Origin of the sequence: Kosakonia sp. 1610, assembly GCF_050435845.1 — a bacterium.
Classification (GTDB): Bacteria; Pseudomonadota; Gammaproteobacteria; order Enterobacterales; family Enterobacteriaceae; genus Kosakonia; species Kosakonia cowanii.
Genome location: NZ_JBNDKZ010000001.1, coordinates 1,103,989 through 1,124,953 on the forward strand (window position 1 = coordinate 1,103,989; position 20,965 = coordinate 1,124,953).

Sequence of the window (20,965 nt, forward strand, 5' to 3'; positions counted from 1 at the left end):
ATGAATCGACACTGGCAACAGCTAAACCGCAATGTCAAACCCGGCCTCAAGCTGGTCGGCAAACTGATGTTGCTGACCGCTCTGCGCGTTGGACCTGCGGGCGTGGCGGGCTGGGCGGTAAAATCCGTTGCCCGTCGACCGTTGAAAATGGTGCTGGCATTCGCACTGGAGCCGCTTCTCAAGCGCGCGGCGAACAAGCTCTCCCGCCGCTTTGATAACAAGCCTGTTACGCGTAAGCGTTGACAACTGCGTCGCCGCCCATATCTCATAGTGAGCAGGACTCTTCTGGATTTAAGGGCGCATACGCATGGCGATGGAACGATTACGAAACGAACTCAACTCGCTGGTCAACCGCGGCATGGACAAGCATCTCCGTCTCGCGGTGACCGGCCTTAGCCGCAGCGGTAAAACCGCGTTTATTACCGCGCTGGTTAATCAACTTCTCTCAATTCACACGGGCGCGCGCCTGCCGCTGTTCAGCGCGGTGCGCGAAGAGCGCTTACTCGGCGTTAAACGCGTTCCCCAGCGTGATTTCGGTATTCCCCGTTTTACCTACGATGAAGGGCTGGCCCAGCTTTACGGCTCGCCGCCGGTATGGCCAACCCCGACGCGCGGCGTGAGTGAAATCCGCCTCGCGCTGCGCTTTCGCTCCCGCGATTCGCTGTTACGTCACTTTAAAGAGACTTCCACTCTCTATCTGGAAATTGTCGACTACCCCGGCGAATGGCTGCTCGATCTGCCGATGCTGGCGCAGGATTACCTGAGCTGGTCGCGGCAGATGACCGGCCTGCTTACCGGGCAGCGTCAGGCATGGTCTGAGAAGTGGCGCGCGCTCTGCGCCGGGCTCGATCCGCTCGCGCCCGCCGATGAGAACCGGCTGGCGGAGATCGCCGCTGCCTGGACTGAGTACCTTCATCAGTGCAAGCGCGAAGGGCTGCACTTTATCCAGCCGGGGCGATTTGTGCTGCCGGGCGATATGGCAGGCGCACCGGCATTACAGTTTTTCCCGTGGCCGGATGTTGACGGCACCGGCGAAGCGAAGCTGGCGCAGGCCGACAGGCACACCAACGCCGGGATGCTGCGCGAACGCTATCAGTACTATTGCGACCACGTAGTAAAAGGCTTTTATAAAAACCACTTCCTGAAATTTGACCGCCAGATCGTGCTGGTTGACTGCCTGCAACCGCTCAATAACGGCCCGCAGGCCTTTAACGATATGCGCCTCGCGCTTACTCAACTGATGCAGAGTTTCCACTACGGCCAGCGGACGCTGTTTCGCCGCCTCTTTTCTCCGGTGATCGATAAGCTGCTCTTTGCTGCCACCAAGGCGGACCACATCACCGTCGATCAGCACGCCAATATGGTGTCGCTCCTGCAACAGCTGATTCAGGACGCGTGGCAAAATGCCGCCTTTGAAGGCATCAGCATGGATTGCATGGGTCTGGCTTCCATTCAGGCGACGCAGAGCGGCCTGATTGAGGTTAACGGCGAGACGATCCCGGCGTTACGCGGTCGCCGATTAAGCGACGGTTCGCCACTCACCTTCTATCCCGGCGAAGTGCCGCCGCGCTTGCCGGGGCAGGCATTCTGGGAGAAGCAGGGCTTCAATTTCGAGGCGTTTCGCCCGCAGATGATGGATGTCGATTCGCCGTTGCCGCACATCCGGCTGGATGCCGCGCTGGAATTTTTACTGGGAGATAAATTGCGATGACCGAGCCGCTAAAACCGCGTATCGATTTCACCGGGCCGCTGGAGACGCCAGCGCAGGAGCAGTTTAAACAGGCGCAGCGCTTTGACGCTCTCGCTGCCGAGAAGTTTGCGCCGGTCGCCGTTGAGGAGCTGCCCGAAGAGGGGCCGGCGGAAGCGGTGGTTGAAGCCGCGCTGCGCCCGAAGCGCACGTTATGGCGCAAAATGGTCACCGCCGGGCTGGCGCTGGCAGGCATTACCGTGATTGGTCAGGGCGTGCAATGGGCGATGAATGCCTGGCAGACCCAGGACTGGGTAGCCCTTGGCGGCTGCGCGGCGGGGACGCTGATCGTCGGCGCAGGTGTCGGATCGATTGCCAGCGAGTGGCGGCGGCTGTGGCGTTTACGTCAGCGCGCGCACGAGCGCGATGAAGCCCGCGAACTGTTGCAGAGCCACGGCACCGGCAAAGGGCGCGCCTTTTGCGAAAAGCTGGCGCAGCAGGCGGGGCTGGATAAGTCTCATCCCGCCTTGCAGCGCTGGTACGCGGCGATCCATGAAACCCAGAGCGACCGCGAAATCGTTACGCTCTACGCTCACCTGGTGCAGCCAGTGCTGGATGCGCAAGCACGGCGTGAAATCAGCCGCTCGGCGGCGGAATCGACGCTGATGATCGCCGTCAGCCCGCTGGCGATGGTCGATATGGCCTTTATCGCCTGGCGCAATCTGCGCTTAATTAACCGCATTGCCGCGCTCAATGGTATTGAGCTGGGTTATTACAGCCGCCTGCGTCTTTTTCGCCTGGTGCTGCTGAACATGGCTTTTGCCGGAGCCAGCGAACTGGTGCGCGAAGTGGGGATGGACTGGATGTCGCAGGATCTTGCCGCGCGTCTCTCAGCGCGCGCAGCGCAGGGGATCGGTGCCGGTCTGCTTACCGCGCGCCTCGGTATTAAAGCGATGGAGCTTTGCCGTCCGCTGCCGTGGATCGATGGTGACAAACCCCGGCTGGGCGATTTCCGCCGTCAGCTGATCACTCAGGTCAAAGAGACGCTACAGAAAGGCAAATCTTCCGGCACAGCCGGTTAGAAAGCAGGCGCTGCGCGCTTATCTTTACGCCGCCGCGCCGCTTTTTTCCGCAGGCTGTCAATATTTGTTGACAGACATCTTCCTGCCGACCGTTAAGTGGCATATCATCCTTTCATTACGTGAATGAATAAGGGTGAAGGTTCCCATGCGTCTTGAAGTTTTTTGTGAGGACCGGCTTGGTCTGACACGCGAATTACTTGATCTGCTGGTGCTGCGCGGTATCGATCTGCGCGGCATTGAGATCGATCCCATCGGGCGTATCTACCTCAATTTCGCCGCGCTCGACTTTAACAGCTTCAGCAGCCTGATGGCGGAGATCCGCCGTATTCAGGGCGTCACCGACGTCCGCACCGTGCTGTGGATGCCCTCCGAGCGCGAACACCGCGCGATGAGCGCGCTGCTTGAAGCGCTGCCGGAACCGGTGCTGTCGCTCGACATGAAGTGCAAAATCGAGCTGGCGAATGCCGCCAGCGCGCAGCTGTTTGGGCAACAGCCGGATAAGCTGCTCAACCATAATGCGGCTCAATTAATCACCGGTTTCAACTTCCAGCGCTGGCTGGAGGGCAATCCGCAGCATTCGCATAACGAACATGTAGTGATTGGCGGGCAAAACTTCCTGATGGAGATCACGCCGGTGCACCTGGAAGGGGAAACCGGCGAGGCGGTGCTGACCGGCGCGGTAGTGATGCTGCGCTCGACGGCGCGGATGGGCCGCCAGCTGCAAAATATCACCCAGCAGGATGTCAGCGCGTTCAGCCAGATTGTCGCTGTCAGCCCGAAAATGCGTCACGTTATTGAGCAGGCGCGCAAGCTGGCAACCCTCACCGCGCCGCTGCTGATTACCGGCGATACCGGCACCGGGAAAGATCTGCTGGCGCATGCCTGTCATCTTTCCAGCCCGCGCGCGGCAAAACCCTATCTGGCGCTGAACTGCGCCTCGATTCCTGAAGAGTCTGTCGAAAGCGAGCTGTTTGGCCATGCGCCGGAAGGCAAAAAGGGTTTTTTCGAGCAGGCGAACGGCGGTTCAGTGCTGCTGGATGAGATTGGCGAAATGTCGCCGCGTATGCAGGTGAAACTGCTGCGTTTCCTCAATGATGGTACTTTCCGTCGCGTTGGCGAAGATCACGAAGTGCATGTGGATGTGCGGGTCATCTGCGCCACGCAGCGTAACCTCGTCGAGCTGGTGCAGAAGGGGCTGTTCCGCGAAGATCTCTACTATCGCCTGAACGTGCTGACCCTCAATCTGCCGCCGCTGCGCGATCGCCCGCAGGATATCGTGCCGCTGACCGAACTGTTTGTTGCGCGCTTTGCCGATGAACAGGGTCTGCCCCGGCCGAAACTCGCCCACGATTTGACGCAACTGCTTAGCCGCTATAACTGGCCGGGTAACGTGCGCCAGTTGAAAAACGCTATCTATCGCGCCTTAACCCAGCTGGAGGGGTATGAACTGCGCGCGCAGGATATCCAGCTGCCGGATTACGATGCGGCCACCGTGCCGGTCGGGGATGATGCGATGGAGGGATCGCTGGATGATATCACCAGCCGCTTTGAGCGTTCAGTGTTAACCCAGCTCTATCGAAATTACCCCAGTACGCGCAAGCTGGCGAAGCGCTTAGGCGTTTCGCATACGGCGATTGCTAACAAGCTGCGGGAATATGGCTTAAGCCAGAAGAAGAGCGACGAGTAACGTTGTAGCGATAAAAAAAGGCCGGATAGCGGTAAGCGCTTATCCGGCCTGTTTCATTCCAGACGCGATTAGCCTTTCAGCACGTCCAGTGCAGCGGTGTAATCCGGCTCGTTGGTGATCTCATTCACCAGCTCGCTGAAGATGACCGTATCGTTCTCATCAAGCACTACGACCGCACGTGCAGCCAGGCCTTTCAGCGCGCCGTCGGCGATACCGACGCCATAGTTGTCGAGGAAATCTGCACCGCGCAGGGTGGAGAGGGTGATAACGTTGCTCAGGCCTTCCGCACCGCAGAAGCGGGACTGGGCAAACGGCAGATCGGCAGAGATGCACAGTACAACGGTGTTGTTCACCTCTGTCGCCAGCTGATTGAATTTGCGCACGGAAGCGGCGCAAACACCGGTATCGATGCTCGGGAAAATGTTCAGCACTTTGCGCTTACCGGCGAACTGGCTCAGCGCAACATCGGAAAGATCTTTAGCGACAAGCGTGAACGGCTGCGCTTTTGCGCCAACCTGCGGAATAGCGCCAGCAACGGGAACCGGGTTGCCCTGAAAATGAACGAGTTGCGACATAATAGCTTCCTGTTTACATATAGTTAACGTCGGCGCTAGTTTATGCCATCGTCCGAGACCACGGCAAACCAATTTTCGTATCTATACTGGTTTACATTCCGTCAAAGGAGCATGTATGAGAAATGTGAACGTTTATGAGGAAACCTGGCCGCTGCATTCGCCGTTTGTGATTTCACGCGGCGCGCGCAGTGAAGCGAAAGTGGTGGTGGTCGAACTGGAAGAGGACGGGATCAAAGCGGTTGGTGAATGTACCCCTTACGCGCGCTACGGCGAGAGCGAGGCCTCAGTGATGGCACAAATCATGACCATTGTGCCGCAGCTGCAAAACCGCCTCAGCCGTGAAGCGCTGCAAACCCTGCTGCCGCCCGGTGCGGCGCGCAATGCCGTCGATTGCGCGCTGTGGGATCTGGCAGCGCGCAAAGCGGGGCGTTCGCTGGCGCACTACACTGGCGTAACCCTGCCGGAAACCGTCATTACCGCGCAAACGGTGGTGATTGGCACACCAGAACAGATGGCAGCCAGCGCGGCGGCACTGAGCGAAACCGGCGCCCGGCTGCTGAAGATTAAACTGGATGATCATCTTATTAGCGAGCGGCTGGTCGCCATCCGCGCCGCCGCGCCAGAGGCAACGCTGATTGTCGATGCTAACGAGTCGTGGCACAGCGAAGGGCTCGCAGCGCGCTGCCAGCTGCTGGCTGATTTAGGTGTGGCGATGCTTGAGCAGCCACTGCCTGCTGGCGAAGACGCGGCGCTGATCAACTTTATCCACCCGCTACCGATCTGCGCAGATGAGAGCTGCCACACGCGTGAAAGCCTTGATGCGCTGCAAGGGCGCTATGAGATGGTCAACATTAAGCTGGATAAAACCGGCGGGCTGACCGAAGCGCTGGCGCTGGCCCATGAAGCCGCCGAGCGCGGCTTCGGATTGATGCTCGGCTGCATGATCTGCACCTCACGCGCCATTGCGGCGGCGCTACCGCTGGTTAGTGGTGTGCGCTTCGCCGATCTTGATGGTCCTACCTGGCTGGCGGTGGATGTCGAGCCGTCGCTGCGCTTCTCCACCGGTGAGCTTCACCTTTCGGCATCCCAGCAAAGCAGCGAGGTCATTGCCGCGAGATAATCTTCGCTGGCGGCATCGGCAGAGACCGGCGGCAGCTCCATGGTAATGCAGGGCAGGTTGATCTCCGCACACCAGCTGCCGAAGGAGCCGGGCGTCTCATACCCGACGCTTTTGACTAACGGCAGCGAAAAAGCCTGCGCCAGCCACTCGCCAAGCGGGCTTTCGCGCGGATCTTCCACGCAGGCCAGCGGATCGTGAAAGCTGACCACCCACGCCGGATGCAGGCGATGAATTAACTGGCAGAGCGCACGGGTTTCCGGCTCGGAACCCGGAGCCGCACCCGTCTGCAACACCACATCCCGCTCGGGCGCCGCACTGTTCCAGCGATAGACGGTGTCGCCCGCCTTCCAGTTTGCCGCCGGAAAGTTACGGTTGAGATCGACGCCGTTGGCGTTGGCGCGTAAACCGAGCTGACAGCCATCGGGGTTCACCGCCAGCACCACGTGATGATGGCGCAAATCGCTCCTGAGCGTGCGCATGGCGCAGGAGAGGGCAACCATGGCGGCATTCTCATCCCCGTGCGTGCCGGCAATTATCAGCCCGCTTTTCGCCGTTGCCAGCGGTGCCGGAAACCAGAAAAGCGGGGCACCGAGCAGGGACTCGCCATACTGCTGACGGCTGTCGGCAAAGTTTCCCCGTAAAGAGCGCGGACGTGTCGCTGGCATAGGTTTACCTGTTTCTGCGTTGAATAAACCAAGTGTTGGATATAAAGCGGTGCGACGCAAATCATTTTCCTGATGTATGAATTTGCATTCCTTAGAGCTAAAACAAATAATTACCGCATCTTTTTTGCGGGATGTGGCACATCACAAGGGGCTTTCATGACATACCGATTTTCAAAACTTTGCTGCGCGCTGGCGCTGTGCGGCTTATCTGTCAGCGTGTTTGCAGCGGATGTGCCGCCGGGAACCCCGCTTGCGGAAAAACAAGACGTGGTGCGCCACCTCAAAGATGAGCCGGCAACGCTCGATCCGGCAAAGGCGGTTGGCCTGCCGGAAATTCAGGTGATCCGCGATCTGTTTGAAGGCCTGGTCAATCAGAATGAGAAGGGTGAAGTCATTCCCGGTGTGGCGAAAAGCTGGCAGAGCAGCGATAACCGCATCTGGACCTTTACGCTGCGTGATGATGCCCGCTGGTCCGACGGCACGCCGGTCACGGCGCAGGATTTTGTCTACAGCTGGCAGCGGCTGGTTAACCCGCAAACCACATCGCCTTTTGCTGGCTTCGCTGCGTTAGCGGGCATTAGCAATGCGAAAGCGATCACCGATGGCAAAATGGCGGTCGATAAACTGGGCGTCAGTGCGGTGGATGCGAAAACGCTGCGCGTGCAGCTTGATAAACCGCTGCCATGGTTCCCGAACCTTGCGGCCAGTTTCGCCCTCTATCCGGTGCAGCAAAAGAATGTCGAGAGCGGCGCAGAGTGGACGCGTCCCGGCAATCTGGTCGGTAACGGCGCATTTGTGCTGACTGACCGCGTGGTGAATGAAAAGCTGGAGCTGGCGCGCAATAAACAGTACTGGGATGATGGCAAAACGGTGATCAATAAGGTGACCTTTGTGCCGATCAATCAGGAGTCTGCCGCCACCAAACGCTACCTGGCGAATGGCGTTGATATCACCGAATCTTTCCCGAAAAACCTCTACCAGAAGCTGCAAAAAGAGATCCCGGGCCAGGTCTATACGCCGCCGCAGCTGGGCACCTATTACTACGCTTTTAATACTCAGAAGGGGCCGACGGCAGATGCGCGCGTGCGCCTGGCGTTGAGCTTAACCATCGATCGCCGCGTGATTGCCGAGAAAGTGTTGGGTAGCGGCGAGAAACCAGCGTGGCGCTTTACTCCGGATGTCACCGCCGGGTTTACGCCGAAGCCGTCACCGTTTGAACAGATGAGCCAGCCGGAGTTGAACGCGCAGGCGAAAACCCTGCTGCAGGCGGCGGGTTACGGTCCGCAGCGTCCGTTGAAGCTGACGCTGCTCTATAACTCCTCTGAGAACCATCAAAAGATTGCTATTGCGGTGGCGTCGATGTGGAAGAAAAACCTTGGCGCAGAGGTGAAGCTGCAAAACCAGGAGTGGAAAACCTATATCGACAGCCGTAACAGCGGCAATTTCGATGTTATCCGCGCCTCGTGGGTCGGGGATTACAACGAGCCATCGACCTTTCTCTCGGTGTTAACCTCCAACAGCAGCAGCAATATTCCGCGTTTTAGCGATGCAGCCTATGACAAAGCGTTTAACCAGGCGACACAGGAAAATACGCCGGAAGCCCGCAATGCGGATTACAACGAAGCGGAGCAGATCATCGCCAGCAAAGCGCCGATTGCGCCTATTTACCAGTACACCAACGCGCGGTTGATCAAGCCGTGGCTGAAGGGCTACCCGATCACCAACCCGGAAGATGTGGCCTACAGCCGTACGCTCTACATCATTAAGCACTGATAAAAAAATCCCCCTTACATCACGGGAGGTAAGGGGGAAAGTCGTTGATTACTGAATGTTTCCTGTCTGGGCAGGTATGCCGAAAATTTTAGTTAGGCATTGTGGAGGCACAATGGAGGAAAAAAGGAGACGCAGCCGCAGATGCGCAAAGGGCAAAAAAAAGCCCGCTACAGAGAGCGGGCAAAAAATACTGGAAGCAATGTGAGCAATGTCGTACTGAATAGTTGAGTGGGTTACTCAACTATTCAGTAATGAGAAAGATAATCTTTATCATTTGAACATGCAACTCCTTTTTACATTTTTCCCGCAGGCCGCGTATAGCGGGCGTTTACGGCAGATTTTTCCGACTTTGGTCAAAAAACAGGCAGCTAATTGTGCTATAGTGGTGATGTTTTAACCAACCAAGAGGATGTTATGTCGAACCCACTCAACCCTACCGAACTGGCCATCGAATATCTGCGTCGCGACAAAAGCGCGCTCACCCCGGCTGAATACCTGAAGAGACTGAACCTGCTGAAACTTGAGTTTGAAGATCTGCTTACGCTCTCCCATAGTGAGCTGAAAGAGGAGATCGACTTTGCCTGGCGGCTTGGCATCCACTGATTGCCGCACCACGTTTAAAACGAAAGAGGCGTTATGCTGGCTTGTTTACAAGCAGCAGCGCCTGTTTAATTTCGCTATTAAATAAATCGCCGTCTGAATTGAACATATTAATATCGGCATAAAAAACCAAATCTTTAATTATTTATATAAGCTTTATTCTGGCTAAATTAAATATGTAGTGCGCCAAAATTATCTCGCTAATTAAACTCTTTTTATATGATATATTGTTATGCCCGCAATCTGTTTTTGCGCGGTTTATGGTTTTTTGTGCTGGGGTTATTGCTGTAAAAAGGCTATTTTATATTACTTAAGTAAAATCTAAGGCGCTTTAAGGCAAACCTGGCATTGCGCTAAATTAGCCGTGTCAAAGCGGATTGTGAGTGTTATAACGAGGCTACCGTTCTCCGGTGTTCTGGCGAGTCTCATCATGTTAAGAAATCTCAGTGTTCGTACCTTTATATTTTTTTACCTTCTGGTCTCTTTTGTTATCGTTGATGCGATAGTGGTCGTGCTCTCAAAAAATATCCCATTAATTGCTGCGGTAAGTATCGTCTCGATTATTTCGCTGGCCTTAATATGGATATATTTGACGCAGTATCTGGTGACGCCAATTAATACGGTTAAGAGAAGTATTGAGGCGGTGACGGCAGGTAATCTGTCGATTGTAATTCCGGAGTTTGGTAATAACTGTGCCGGCCGTTTAATTCCCGGTATCAATAGCTTATCCGCCAGTATTGCCGTGCTGGTCAAAGAGATACGCCTCTCCTCTGACAATGCGCTCGGGCTTTCCGCCCAGCTCGCTTCACGCAGTGCCGATCTGTCGGTGAAAACGGAAGAGCAATCCGCAGCACTGGTGCAGACCGCCTCCAGCATGGAAGAGATGGCTTCCAGCACCAAAAACAACGCCGATAATACGCGGCTTGCCAGCACCCGCGCTAATGATGCCTCTTCCTGCGCTGAACGCGGCGGCCAGTTGATGGGGCAGGTGGCGAAGAATATGCAATCCATTACCGATTGCGCGGAGCAGATGCGCGAAATTATCTCCATTATTGATGGCATCGCTTTCCAGACCAATATTCTGGCGCTGAACGCCGCGGTGGAAGCGGCGCGCGCTGGCGATCATGGCAAAGGTTTCTCGGTGGTGGCGGGTGAAGTGCGCAGCCTTGCGCACCGCAGCGCCGAAGCGGCGAAGAACATTAAATCGCTGATTGCCGTCACAACCGATAACGTTACTCAGGGCGCGACAGTGGTGAGCGAAGCCGGGCAGAACATGCAGGAGATTGTCTCCGGTGCCAGCATTGTCAGCAAATTGATGGATGAGATTGCCGTCTCCACGCTGCAGCAAGAGAAGGGCATTGCGCAAATCACCCTTGCGCTGGCGGAGCTGGAGCAGGTAACGCAAAGCAACGTATCGGTGGTTGATGAACTTGCCGGCTCGTCGGATCTACTGAAACATCGCGTTGAAGAGTTACAGCAGCGCACCAGTAAATTTAGCCTGGCTGATGAAAAGCCAGCGCCTGCGCGTCAGCGCGATGCGCAGCCAGAGAAACAGCGGGCGCCGCTTTCAGCAGCGGTCGGTGGCGGTCAGGAGAACTACTGGCACTCGTTTTGATGGCGTTTAGTGGATAAAAAGCCCGCAGTGCGGGCTTTTTTTATGGCAACCTGTCGTAATTTGTTAGCAAATTCAGCGCCATGATTGCTTAACGTTGACGCATGGCTAGACTGTCATCAACAAAGACTGAATGTGGAGGCGGAGTGGAAGCCATTAAAGGAGCCGACCTGCAGGTGCCGGACGCGGTTTACGCGTGGCAGCTGGATGGCAAAGGCGGCGTCAAATCGCTGGCAGCGGATGATGAGATCACCGCTCAGACACCCTGCTGGGTGCACCTGAATTACACCAACCAGGAGAGCGCGCAGTGGCTGGAAACGACGCCCGTCTTACCGAACAGCGTGCGTAACGCGCTGGCAGGCGAGAGTTTACGGCCGAGAGTGAGCCGCATGGGCGAAGGGACGCTGATTACGCTGCGCTGCATTAATGGCAGCACCGACGAACGCCCCGATCAGCTGGTTGCTGTACGCGTTTATATGGACGAGCGGATGATCGTCTCGACGCGACAGCGAAAAGTGCTGGCGCTGGATGATGTCGTCAGCGAACTGGAGGAGGGCAGTGGGCCAACGGATTGCGGCGGCTGGCTGGTGGATGTCTGCGATTCGCTCACCGATCACGCCAGCGAGTTTATTGAATCACTTCACGACCGGATTATCGATCTTGAGGATGACCTGCTCGACCAGCAAGTGCCACCGCGCGGCATTCTGGCACTGCTGCGCAAGCAGTTAATTGTGATGCGTCGCTATATGGCACCGCAGCGTGATGTCTTTGCGCGGCTGGCCAGCGAACGTTTGCCGTGGATGAGCGACGATCAGCGCCGCCGCATGCAGGATATCGCCGATCGCCTCGGACGCGGGCTGGATGAGATTGATGCCTGCATTGCGCGCACCGCTGTGATGACCGACGAGATCACCCAGGTGATGCAGGAGTCACTTGCGCGGCGCTCCTATACCATGTCGCTGATGGCGATGGTTTTTCTCCCCAGCACCTTTTTAACCGGGCTGTTTGGCGTCAACCTTGGCGGCATTCCCGGCGGCGGCTGGCACTTAGGTTTCGCCATCTTCTGCGCCGCGTTAGCGCTGCTGATCGGTGGTGTTACCTGGTGGCTGCATCGCAGTAAATGGCTGTAAAATTTAACTTTTTTAACATTAATTGAACATTAAAACGCCACTTAAGTTGAGCGAGGTCAATAAACGCCGCGCCTATTCAGGGCAATATTCACGTCGCAGGTGAATGCAACGTCAAGCGATGGGCGTTGCGCTCCATATTGTCTTACTTCCTTTTTTTGAATTACTGCATAGCACAATTGATTCGTACGATGCCGACTTAATCAGTCGGCTTTTTTTTTGCCTCTGCGCCATGAGCTTCTACCTTTAAAGTAACGACAATGCTGAAGTGGAGATCACCATGGCTACTCTGACGTTACGTAACGCGCTCTATTCACTGCCGCCCGACCCCGTGCCGAACGACCCGGTGCCAATCCCGGACCCGATCCCAAAACCGCAGCCGTTGCCGGATCCGCCGCCGAATGAAGAGCCGATTAAATTGTCGCGTTAAAGGGGCAGATCTGAGAGGATACGCGCCTGCTGAACCGAAGCCTTTTATCGCGAGACTCTATTTTGACCGCTTTTTCAACACTGAATATGCTGCCCGCCGCCCAGATCGATAACCTTAACGAACTGGGCTACCTCACCATGACCCCCGTGCAGGCTGCTGCGCTTCCCCTGATTCTGGCCGGAAAAGATGTCCGCGTGCAGGCAAAAACCGGCAGCGGTAAAACAGCGGCGTTTGGTCTTGGCGTATTGCAGCATATCGATAGCAGCCGTTTTCAGACCCAGTCGCTGATCTTATGCCCGACGCGCGAGCTGGCGGATCAGGTTGCCAGTGAACTGCGCCGTCTGGCTCGATCCATGCCGAATACCAAAATTTTGACGATCTGCGGTGGCCAGCCGTTTGGCGCACAGCGCGATTCATTGCAGCATGCACCGCATATCATTGTCGCCACGCCTGGCCGCCTGCTGGATCATCTGCAAAAAAGCACGATCTCGCTGGAGAACCTGCAAACGCTGGTGATGGATGAAGCCGATCGCATGCTCGATATGGGCTTTAGCGACGCCATTGATGAGGTGATTCGCTTCGCCCCGGTACAGCGCCAGACCTTGCTCTTTTCCGCCACCTGGCCGGAGGCCATCGCGGCTATCAGCGGGCGCGTGCAGCGCAACCCGGAAACGGTGGAGATCGATACCGTTGACGATCTGCCCGCTATCGAGCAGCAATTTTTTGAAGTCTCCCGTCACGGCAAAATCCCGCTGTTGCAAAAACTGCTGAGCGTTCACCGCCCGGCCTCCTGTGTGGTCTTCTGTAACACCAAAAAAGATTGCCAGGAAGTGTGCGATGCGCTGAACGCCGCAGGCCAGGACGCGCTGGCGCTGCATGGCGATCTGGAGCAGCGCGACCGCGACCAGACGCTGGTGCGTTTTGCTAACGGCAGCGCCCGTGTACTGGTAGCGACCGATGTCGCCGCGCGTGGTCTGGATATCAAATCCCTTGAGCTGGTCGTCAATTATGAGCTGGCATGGGATCCGGAAGTGCACGTTCACCGTATCGGTCGCACCGCGCGCGCCGGGAATCAGGGGCTGGCGATTAGCCTCTGCGCCCCGGAAGAGGCGCAGCGAGCAAATATTCTCTCTGAAATGCTGCACCTGAAGCTGAACTGGCTTTCTGCGCCAGCCAATGTCGCCATTGCGCCGCTGGCGGCAGAGATGACGACGCTCTGCATTGATGGCGGTAAGAAAGCCAAAATGCGTCCGGGCGATGTGTTGGGGGCGTTAACGGGTGAGATGGGGCTGGACGGGGCCGATATCGGCAAGATCACCGTCCATCCGGCGCATGTCTATGTCGCGGTGCGACAGAGCGTGGCGCGCCAGGCGTGGAAGCAGCTGCAAAACGGCAAAATCAAAGGCAAAGCCTGCCGCGTACGCTTGTTGAAATAACGCCAGTTCCATTAAAAAAGCCTCTCAGTGAGTGACCTGAGAGGCTTTTTTTTACTTCACTTCAATCACATTCAGCCGTAGCGCATCGAGCTGGGCATCATCCTCTTCCGGCTGCCAGCCAACTGGCTGCGTCGGGATCTCTTCGCGATCGAATGCCAGGTCGCCGCCGTTGACCATTTCTGAACCGTGTTTGATCCCTTTGAAATCGAACAGGTTGATATCGCTCAGGTGCGACGGCACCACATTCTGCATCGCGCTGAACATGGTTTCGATACGGCCCGGATAGCGTTTATCCCAGTCACGCAGCATATCGGCAATCACCTGGCGCTGCAGGTTCGGCTGCGAACCGCAGAGGTTGCACGGAATAATCGGGAAACCTTTGGCTTCGGAGAAGCGCTCAATATCTTTCTCGCGGCAGTAGGCCAGCGGGCGGATAACAATGTGCTTGCCATCATCGCTCATCAGCTTCGGTGGCATGCCTTTCATCTTGCCGCCGTAGAACATATTGAGGAACAGCGTTTGCAGAATATCGTCGCGGTGGTGGCCGAGAGCAATTTTCGTCGCGCCCAGTTCGGTGGCGGTGCGATAGAGAATGCCGCGGCGCAGGCGTGAACAGAGCGAGCAGGTGGTTTTGCCTTCCGGGATCTTCTCTTTCACGATGCCGTAGGTGTTCTCTTCGACGATTTTGTACTCCACGCCCTGCGCTTCAAGGTACTCAGGCAGAATATGCTCCGGGAAACCGGGCTGCTTCTGATCGAGGTTGACCGCAATCAGCGAGAAGTTGACCGGCGCACTCTGCTGCAGGTTGCGCAAGATCTCCAGCATGGTGTAGCTATCTTTGCCGCCCGAGAGGCAAACCATAATCCGGTCACCTTCTTCAATCATATTGAAGTCGGCAATCGCCTCGCCGACGTTGCGGCGCAGACGCTTCTGCAACTTGTTGAGGTTGTACTGTTCTTTTTTGCTAATTTCTTGATTTTGCGACATGAAAAAGGCTCAATTCGGTTTTTTTGCGCCAGCGGTACGCAGACCACAGGCAGAGATACGCGATTAGGGCGGGATTGTACCAATGATTTACGCCTAAGGCAGGTATTTATCACCTGGCAAGGGCGGCTCAGGCGATGCGCTTTTCCTTATATTTGCCTTTCACCACGCCATCATAAAAACGGCCTTTCGACACGACGGTCAGAAAAAGGGTAAAAATGCGCTCGGGCACCTCGTGATATTGATAGGTGCGCTTATCGTGAAAACGGATCTCCAGCGTGCGGCTTTGCGGGTCATACCCCACAGAGGCAATTCGTGATGATGTAACAGGGTGATGACGCATGAAGATGTCCTTGCCGCCGGGTTGAGTGATGATTATTAGCCAGCTTGCCGCCCGTTGTCATGCAAAACAGTGACATAAAAAAGCCGCCGGGCGACAACCGGCGGCTTTTATTTGCTTTGCGCGTTATTCAGCCGCGCTTTTTTCCGCTTTCCCGGCGAGTTGCGCGAGGAAGTCGTAGCGTTTTTGCAGATCTGCCGCTGCATCTTTCCACAACTGCTCAGCCACCTCCGGCTGCTGCGCATTCAGGCGTTTGAAGCGCTGCTCATTAAGCAACGTTTCAGCCAGCGCATCCGACGGTGGACGGGAGTCGAGCGCCAGTGGGATTTTGCCTTCTGCTTCGCGACGCGGATCGTAACGATAGAGCGGCCAGAAGCCGGTGGCGGTCAGCTGGCGCATCTGATCGTGGCTCAGCGCCAGATCGTAGCCATGCTCTTCGCAGGGGCTGTAGGCGATAATCAGCGACGGGCCGGGGTAAGCCTCCGCTTCCTGAATCGCTTTCACCGTCTGGTTAAGCTGCGCACCGAGGGAGATCTGCGCAACGTAGACATGACCATACATCATCATGCTGACGCCGAGATCTTTGCGCGCTTTGCGCTTACCATGCTCGCCAAACTTGGTCACTGCACCGAGCGGCGTCGCCTTCGAGGCCTGTCCGCCGGTGTTGGAGTAACACTGGGTATCAAGCACCAGAATATTGACGTTCTCGGTCAGGCTCATCACATGATCGAGGCCGCCAAAGCCGATATCGTAGGCCCAGCCATCGCCGCCAATCAGCCAGATCGACTTCTCGACCAGCGCATCGGCATCGGTCAGCAGCTGCTGCGTGCCTTCCACATCACCCAGCGCACTGCGCAGGGCCGCTACCTGATCGCGGCGCAGCTCTGGCGTGGCATCGGCACGCAGGTCGGCAAGCAGATCGGCGGGCAGCGCGTCCGCAAACTGCTCCACCAGGCGCATAACGCGCTGGCGATGCTGGTCAACGCTCAGGCGGAAGCCAAGCCCGAACTCAGCGTTATCTTCAAACAGCGAGTTGGCCCACGCCGGCCCGCGCCCGTTGGCATCGGTGGTGTAGGGGGTTGAGGGCAGGTTGCCGCCATAAATCGAGGAGCAGCCGGTGGCGTTAGCAATCATCATGCGGTCGCCATAGAGCTGGGTCAGTAGCTTGATATAGGGCGTTTCGCCACAGCCGGAGCAGGCACCCGAGTACTCAAACAGCGGCGAAATAAGCTGCGAGGTACGAATATCAATGCGCTCCAGCTGGCTGCGGTCAATCTCCGGCAGGTCGAGGAAGAAGTCATAATTCGCTTTCTCCTCTTCGACATGCTCAAGGCGCGACATCATATTGATCGCCTTGATCTCCGGGTTCTGGCGATCTTTCGCCGGGCAGACCTCAACGCAGAGGTTACAGCCGGTGCAATCTTCCGGTGCCACTTGCAAAACATATTTCTGGCCGCGCATATCGCGCGCTTTCACATCCAGCGAATGCAGGCTTGCCGGTGCATCCTCCATCGCCTGCGGCGGTACCACTTTGGCGCGGATCGCCGAGTGCGGGCAGGCGGCCACGCAGTGGTTACACTGGGTGCACAGCTCCTCTTTCCAGATGGGGATCGCCTCGGCAATATTGCGCTTCTCCCAGCGCGTGGTGCCCACCGGCCAGGTGCCATCCGGCGGCAGCGCAGAGACGGGCAGGGCGTCGCCAAGCCCGGCCAGCATCGCCGCCGTCACCGTTTTAACAAAGTCCGGCGCGCTGTCTGAGACCACCGGCGGGCGATGCGCGCTTTGGCTGTCCACTTCCTGCAGAGGCACTTCAGCCAGTGATTCGCGCGCCAGCGCCAGTGCCTGCCAGTTGCGCTCAACCAGCTCCTGGCCTTTGCTGCTGTAGCTTTTGGCAATCGCGCCCTGCAGCGCCGTTAATGCGCTGTCGCCCGGCAGAATGGCGGTGAGATGGAAAAAGGCCATCTGCATCACGGTGTTGATACGCGCGCCCAGACCACATTCGCGGGCAATTTTCGCCGCGTTAACGACATAAAAACGGGCGTTTTTCTGCCTGAGCACCGCCTGCACTTCCTGCGGCAGACGCGACCACACCTCATCTGCGCTGTAAGGCGTGTTAAGCAGGAAAATACCGCCCGGTTTCAGGCGCTCTGCCATCTGGTATTTGTCGATAAACTGCAACTGGTGACAGCCGACAAAATCGGCCTGCGACACCAGATAGGCCGAGTTGATCGGCCTTTCGCTGACGCGGAGATGGGAAACCGTCAGCCCGCCCGCTTTTTTGGAGTCATAGACAAAATAACCCTGCGCATACCACGGCGTCGCGTTACCAATGATCTTGATATTGTTCTTGGTCGCCGAGACGCTGCCATCGCTGCCAAGCCCATAAAAGAGCGCTTCCAGTTTGGCGTGCGTCGGCAGGGTGTTCTCCGGCAGCGGCAGGGAGAGGTGAGTAACATCATCATAAATGCCGACGGTGAAACGCGGCTTCGGCTTCTCGGCGCGCAACTCATTGAACACGGCTAACACACACTCCGGGCCGAACTCTTTCGACGACAACCCATAGCGGCCGCCAATCACGCGCGGCAACGTTTCGCGCTCACCGCAATTAAAGGCTTCCGCCAGCGCGGTCATCACATCAAGATAGAGCGGCTCCGCCTGCGCGCCCGGCTCTTTGGTGCGATCCAGCACCGCCACGCTGCGCACGCTTTGCGGCAGCACCGCCAGCAGGTGCGCGGCGCTGAAGGGACGATAGAGCCGCACTTTCAGCACGCCGACTTTATCGCCGCGCGTCAGCAGCTCATCAATCACCTCTTCGCAGGTGCCAATCGCCGAGCCCATCAGTACGATTACGCGCTCCGCCTGCGGGTGGCCATAATACTCAAACGGTTTGTAGTGGCGACCGGTGGTGGCGGCAAAATCATCCATCGCCTGCTCAACGTGGTCGTAAACGGCGTTGTACCACGGGTTTGTCGCTTCGCGGGACTGGAAATAGGTATCGGGGTTCGCCGAGGTACCGCGGATCACCGGGTGTTCCGGGTTGAGCGCTCGCGCACGATGCTGGTCAATCTCCTGCTCGGGCATCAGCGCGCGCAGGGTGTCGTCCGGGAGCGGCACGATCTTGTTAATCTCGTGCGAGGTGCGAAAACCATCAAAGAAGTGAATAAATGGCACGCGGCTTTTCAGCGTCGCGATATGGGAGATAAGGGCAAAATCCTGGGCTTCCTGCACGCTGCTGGCGCAGAGCAGGGCGCAGCCGGTCTGGCGCACCGCCATCACATCGGAGTGGTCGCCAAAAATCGACAGCGCATGGGTTGCGACGGTTCGCGCGGCAACGTGCAGCACAAAGGGAGTTAACTGCCCGGCCAGCTTGTAGAGGGTCGGGATCATCAGCAGTAAACCCTGTGATGAGGTAAACGACGTTGAGAGCGCCCCGGTCTGCAATGCCCCGTGCACGGCGGCAATCGCCCCCGCTTCTGACTGCATCTCTACCACGCGCGGCGTGTCGCCCCAGATATTTTTCAGGCCGTTGCCTGCCCAGGCATCTGCCTGTTCAGCCATCGTTGAACTGGGGGTAATCGGGTAGATGGCGATAACTTCACTGGTGCGGTACGCAACGGATGCGACTGCGCCATTACCGTCAATTGTGATCATAAGGCACCCTTACATTGCTCAAAAGAAGGGACGCGTTTTACGGCGACGAGTCCTGTAGTTGTGCTTTGATCTTAGCAAACGCCCCGCTGAACAATTTTCGCTTTTGTGTCCTGGCTCATAACGTGAATCAATGAATTGAGCGGTTGCGTTGCGCATCAAGCAGGAAAAATCGCAAAAAAGTGTTTCACCGCGCCACAAAGATGAGTTTCAGCCCTCGACGTATTGCGGCAGGCTGCCTATGATGCTTGGGTTTCGCTTTTTTGATGGGGGAGAGGAAGAGATGCGTTCAGCATTATGGATCGGGTGTGCCGCACTGTTATTGTCAGCCTGCAGCAGTGAACCTGTACAGCAGGCAACCGCCGCGCACGTTGCGCCAGGGTTAAAAGCGGCGATGTCTAATAGTGGGCAGGCCAACTGTGCGATGATCGGCGGCTCTATGTCCGTCGCACGCCAGCTTGATGGGTCAATGACAGGGATGTGTGCACTGCCAAATGGCAAACGCTGCAGCGAGCAGTCGCTTGCCACCGGCAGTTGCGGAAGTTACTGAGCGTTCGCGGCGCGGGTGTAAATCAGGGTCTGCGTCGCAGTGGTCAGCGTCAGCTGATTCCCCGTCAGATCAACCTGCGCGCCTTCGGCGAGCATCGCATTAATGGTGTGGTCCAGTTCGTTACGCTGCGCGTCCGGGCACATCATCATCGTCATCGCCAGATGTTTCACGGTTAAGGCACCTTCAGAGAGTTTGCCCTGACCGGTAAAACCGTTACACATTTTGCCGGATACGCGCAGATCTTTATCAAAGCGGATCTCGGGTTTCGGCTCATCTGGCGCAATACTTTTGCCATTAAATGTAGTCAATACAAAGCGCTGATTTTCCAGTTGTTCTGGTTTCAGCTGTACGGCGCGGGAACTGACGCAGCCAGCAAGCACTGCGCTCAACGCGACCAAAGCGATCAATTTTTTCATCTTTTCCTCTGGGTTCGTTCCATCAAAACGGTGGGAATTGTACCCGGTCGAACAGCCGTGTCACCGGGGTTACTCTTAAAACGCTCCCCGGCGATGGGGAGCGGGTCTCAGGTCAGCGCGTTCGGGCAGCTTTCGCCCTCATGCAACTGACGCAAGTTTTCCAGCGTCGTCTCCGAAATACTGGTCAACGCTTCGGCGGTCAAAAAGGCCTGATGACCGGTAAACAGGACGTTGTGGCAGGCGGATAACCGGCGGAACACGTCATCCTGAATCACATCATTGGATTTATCTTCAAAAAAGAGATCGCGCTCGTTCTCATACACGTCCATTCCCAGCGCGCCAATCTTCTGCGTCTTTAATGCTTCGATCGCGGCCTGGGAATCCACCAGCCCGCCGCGGCTGGTGTTAATGATCATCACGCCGTTTTTCATCTGCTCAAACGCGGTCTGGTTGAGCAGGTGGAAGTTCTCCGGCGTCAGCGGGCAGTGCAGGGAGATGACGTCTGACTGCGAAAAGAGCGTTTGCAGATCAACATACTCGACGCCCATATCCAGCGCCGCTGCGCTCGGGTAGGGATCAAACGCCAGCAGGCGCATACCGAAACCTTTCAGAATACGCAGCGCGGCAACGCCAATTTTCCCGGTGCCGATCACGCCAGCCGTTTTTCCATACATCGTGAAACCGGTCAGACCCTCAAGGGAGAAGTTGGCATCGCGGGTGCGTTGATAGGCGCGGTGAATGCGACGGTTAAGGGTCATCATCATGCCGATAGCATGCTCGGCCACCGCTTCCGGCGAGTAGGCCGGTACGCGCACGACGCTCAGCCCCAGCTCTTTTGCCGCGTCCAGATCGACGTTGTTAAAGCCTGCGCAACGCAGAGCAATAAACTTCACGCCGAGCTTCTTTAGCTCTTCCAGCACCGGGCGGCTGCCGTCATCATTGACGAAAATACAGACACCTTCGCAGCCATTGGCGGTTTTGGCGGTCTTTTCCGTCAGGAGAAAGTCGAAAAATTCAAGATCGTAGCCATAGCGCTCGTTTACCTGCTGCAAATACTTTTTATCGTATTGTTTTGTGCTGTATATCGCGAGTTTCATAAGACTTTTCTTCAATGATTTTCTGCCTCTATTATCACGTTTTAAAATTATTAAGTAAATGCTCAAATATTGTTTAGAGACAGAGGCGAGGTGAATGCTTCCAGATTGAGTATATGTCTATCCCGCGAAGAGAGAT

19 protein-coding genes are annotated in these 20,965 nt (G+C 56.7%); 12 read left to right on the plus strand and 7 right to left on the minus strand.

What is annotated here, in order from left to right; translation table 11 throughout:
- From pspD to tyrR, 4 genes are all read left to right on the plus strand, one after another.
- Window positions 1-243 carry a phage shock protein PspD gene (pspD, locus tag ABIC80_RS05365; protein ID WP_429175861.1) on the plus strand — a complete coding sequence of 81 codons (243 nt, stop codon included), beginning with the start codon at window positions 1-3 and terminating at the stop codon, window positions 241-243.
- A 70-nt stretch (window positions 244-313) separates the two neighbouring features.
- Window positions 314-1,711: a YcjX family protein gene (locus tag ABIC80_RS05370; RefSeq protein WP_429176482.1), complete on the plus strand. Its 1,398-nt coding sequence runs from the start codon at window positions 314-316 to the stop codon at window positions 1,709-1,711.
- A complete protein-coding gene (locus ABIC80_RS05375) occupies window positions 1,708-2,769 on the plus strand; it encodes a TIGR01620 family protein (RefSeq protein WP_429175862.1) in 1,062 nt (353 codons plus the stop codon). Before ABIC80_RS05370 ends, ABIC80_RS05375 begins: the two co-directional genes overlap by 4 nt.
- A gap of 145 nt (window positions 2,770-2,914) precedes the next feature.
- The gene (gene tyrR, locus ABIC80_RS05380; RefSeq protein WP_139966282.1) at window positions 2,915-4,456 is read left to right on the plus strand and encodes a transcriptional regulator TyrR; all 1,542 of its coding nucleotides are present in this window, start codon (window positions 2,915-2,917) and stop codon (window positions 4,454-4,456) included.
- 68 nt (window positions 4,457-4,524) lie between these two features.
- Here the strand turns inward: tyrR and tpx are convergent, their stop codons facing one another.
- Window positions 4,525-5,031 (minus strand): thiol peroxidase, encoded by a 507-nt coding sequence (gene tpx / locus ABIC80_RS05385; protein ID WP_023478815.1) that lies wholly within the window; start codon window positions 5,029-5,031, stop codon window positions 4,525-4,527.
- A 115-nt stretch (window positions 5,032-5,146) separates the two neighbouring features.
- Here tpx and ycjG point away from each other — a divergent pair, with 115 nt between their 5' ends.
- Window positions 5,147-6,151, plus strand: a complete 1,005-nt coding sequence (gene ycjG, locus ABIC80_RS05390) for an L-Ala-D/L-Glu epimerase (RefSeq protein ID WP_076769919.1) — start codon at window positions 5,147-5,149, stop codon at window positions 6,149-6,151.
- On the opposite strand, the gene mpaA is transcribed toward ycjG, so the two are convergent.
- On the minus strand, window positions 6,103-6,816 hold the full coding sequence (mpaA, locus tag ABIC80_RS05395) for a murein tripeptide amidase MpaA (protein ID WP_429175864.1): 714 nt from the start codon (window positions 6,814-6,816) through the stop codon (window positions 6,103-6,105). The genes ycjG and mpaA overlap by 49 nt on opposite strands.
- A 156-nt stretch (window positions 6,817-6,972) precedes the next feature.
- Here mpaA and ABIC80_RS05400 point away from each other — a divergent pair, with 156 nt between their 5' ends.
- The 6 genes from ABIC80_RS05400 (at window position 6,973) to dbpA (ending at window position 13,794) form a co-directional block, all read left to right on the plus strand.
- The gene (locus ABIC80_RS05400; RefSeq protein ID WP_312278550.1) at window positions 6,973-8,589 is read left to right on the plus strand and encodes a peptide ABC transporter substrate-binding protein; all 1,617 of its coding nucleotides are present in this window, start codon (window positions 6,973-6,975) and stop codon (window positions 8,587-8,589) included.
- 414 nt (window positions 8,590-9,003) lie between these two features.
- Complete coding sequence (locus tag ABIC80_RS05405) at window positions 9,004-9,192, plus strand: YdiH family protein (RefSeq protein ID WP_023478583.1); 189 nt, start codon at window positions 9,004-9,006, stop codon at window positions 9,190-9,192.
- 427 nt (window positions 9,193-9,619) lie between these two features.
- On the plus strand, window positions 9,620-10,804 hold the full coding sequence (locus ABIC80_RS05410) for a methyl-accepting chemotaxis protein (protein WP_429175866.1): 1,185 nt from the start codon (window positions 9,620-9,622) through the stop codon (window positions 10,802-10,804).
- Window positions 10,805-10,947: 143 nt separating this feature from the next.
- Window positions 10,948-11,931 carry a zinc transporter ZntB gene (gene zntB / locus ABIC80_RS05415; protein WP_023478760.1) on the plus strand — a complete coding sequence of 328 codons (984 nt, stop codon included), beginning with the start codon at window positions 10,948-10,950 and terminating at the stop codon, window positions 11,929-11,931.
- A gap of 277 nt (window positions 11,932-12,208) precedes the next feature.
- Window positions 12,209-12,358, plus strand: coding sequence for a hypothetical protein (locus ABIC80_RS05420; RefSeq protein ID WP_346438771.1), 150 nt, complete (start codon window positions 12,209-12,211; stop codon window positions 12,356-12,358).
- A 62-nt stretch (window positions 12,359-12,420) separates the two neighbouring features.
- The gene (gene dbpA, locus ABIC80_RS05425; RefSeq protein ID WP_429175868.1) at window positions 12,421-13,794 is read left to right on the plus strand and encodes an ATP-dependent RNA helicase DbpA; all 1,374 of its coding nucleotides are present in this window, start codon (window positions 12,421-12,423) and stop codon (window positions 13,792-13,794) included.
- A 51-nt stretch (window positions 13,795-13,845) separates the two neighbouring features.
- On the opposite strand, the gene ttcA is transcribed toward dbpA, so the two are convergent.
- The 3 genes from ttcA to nifJ form a co-directional block, all read right to left on the minus strand.
- Complete coding sequence (ttcA, locus tag ABIC80_RS05430) at window positions 13,846-14,781, minus strand: tRNA 2-thiocytidine(32) synthetase TtcA (protein WP_429175869.1); 936 nt, start codon at window positions 14,779-14,781, stop codon at window positions 13,846-13,848.
- A gap of 127 nt (window positions 14,782-14,908) precedes the next feature.
- Entirely contained in the window at window positions 14,909-15,121 is a 213-nt protein-coding gene (locus ABIC80_RS05435; protein ID WP_094419956.1) for a KTSC domain-containing protein, read from the minus strand.
- Window positions 15,122-15,244: 123 nt separating this feature from the next.
- Window positions 15,245-18,769 carry a pyruvate:ferredoxin (flavodoxin) oxidoreductase gene (gene nifJ, locus ABIC80_RS05440; RefSeq protein ID WP_429175870.1) on the minus strand — a complete coding sequence of 1,175 codons (3,525 nt, stop codon included), beginning with the start codon at window positions 18,767-18,769 and terminating at the stop codon, window positions 15,245-15,247.
- 280 nt (window positions 18,770-19,049) lie between these two features.
- Here nifJ and ABIC80_RS05445 point away from each other — a divergent pair, with 280 nt between their 5' ends.
- Window positions 19,050-19,316, plus strand: coding sequence for a putative hemolysin (locus tag ABIC80_RS05445; protein ID WP_023478601.1), 267 nt, complete (start codon window positions 19,050-19,052; stop codon window positions 19,314-19,316).
- Here the strand turns inward: ABIC80_RS05445 and hslJ are convergent.
- Window positions 19,310-19,732: a heat shock protein HslJ gene (hslJ, locus tag ABIC80_RS05450; protein WP_094419954.1), complete on the minus strand. Its 423-nt coding sequence runs from the start codon at window positions 19,730-19,732 to the stop codon at window positions 19,310-19,312. The genes ABIC80_RS05445 and hslJ overlap by 7 nt on opposite strands.
- A 107-nt stretch (window positions 19,733-19,839) precedes the next feature.
- Entirely contained in the window at window positions 19,840-20,829 is a 990-nt protein-coding gene (locus ABIC80_RS05455) for a 2-hydroxyacid dehydrogenase (RefSeq protein WP_023478880.1), read from the minus strand.
- Window positions 20,830-20,965 lie beyond the last annotated feature (136 nt).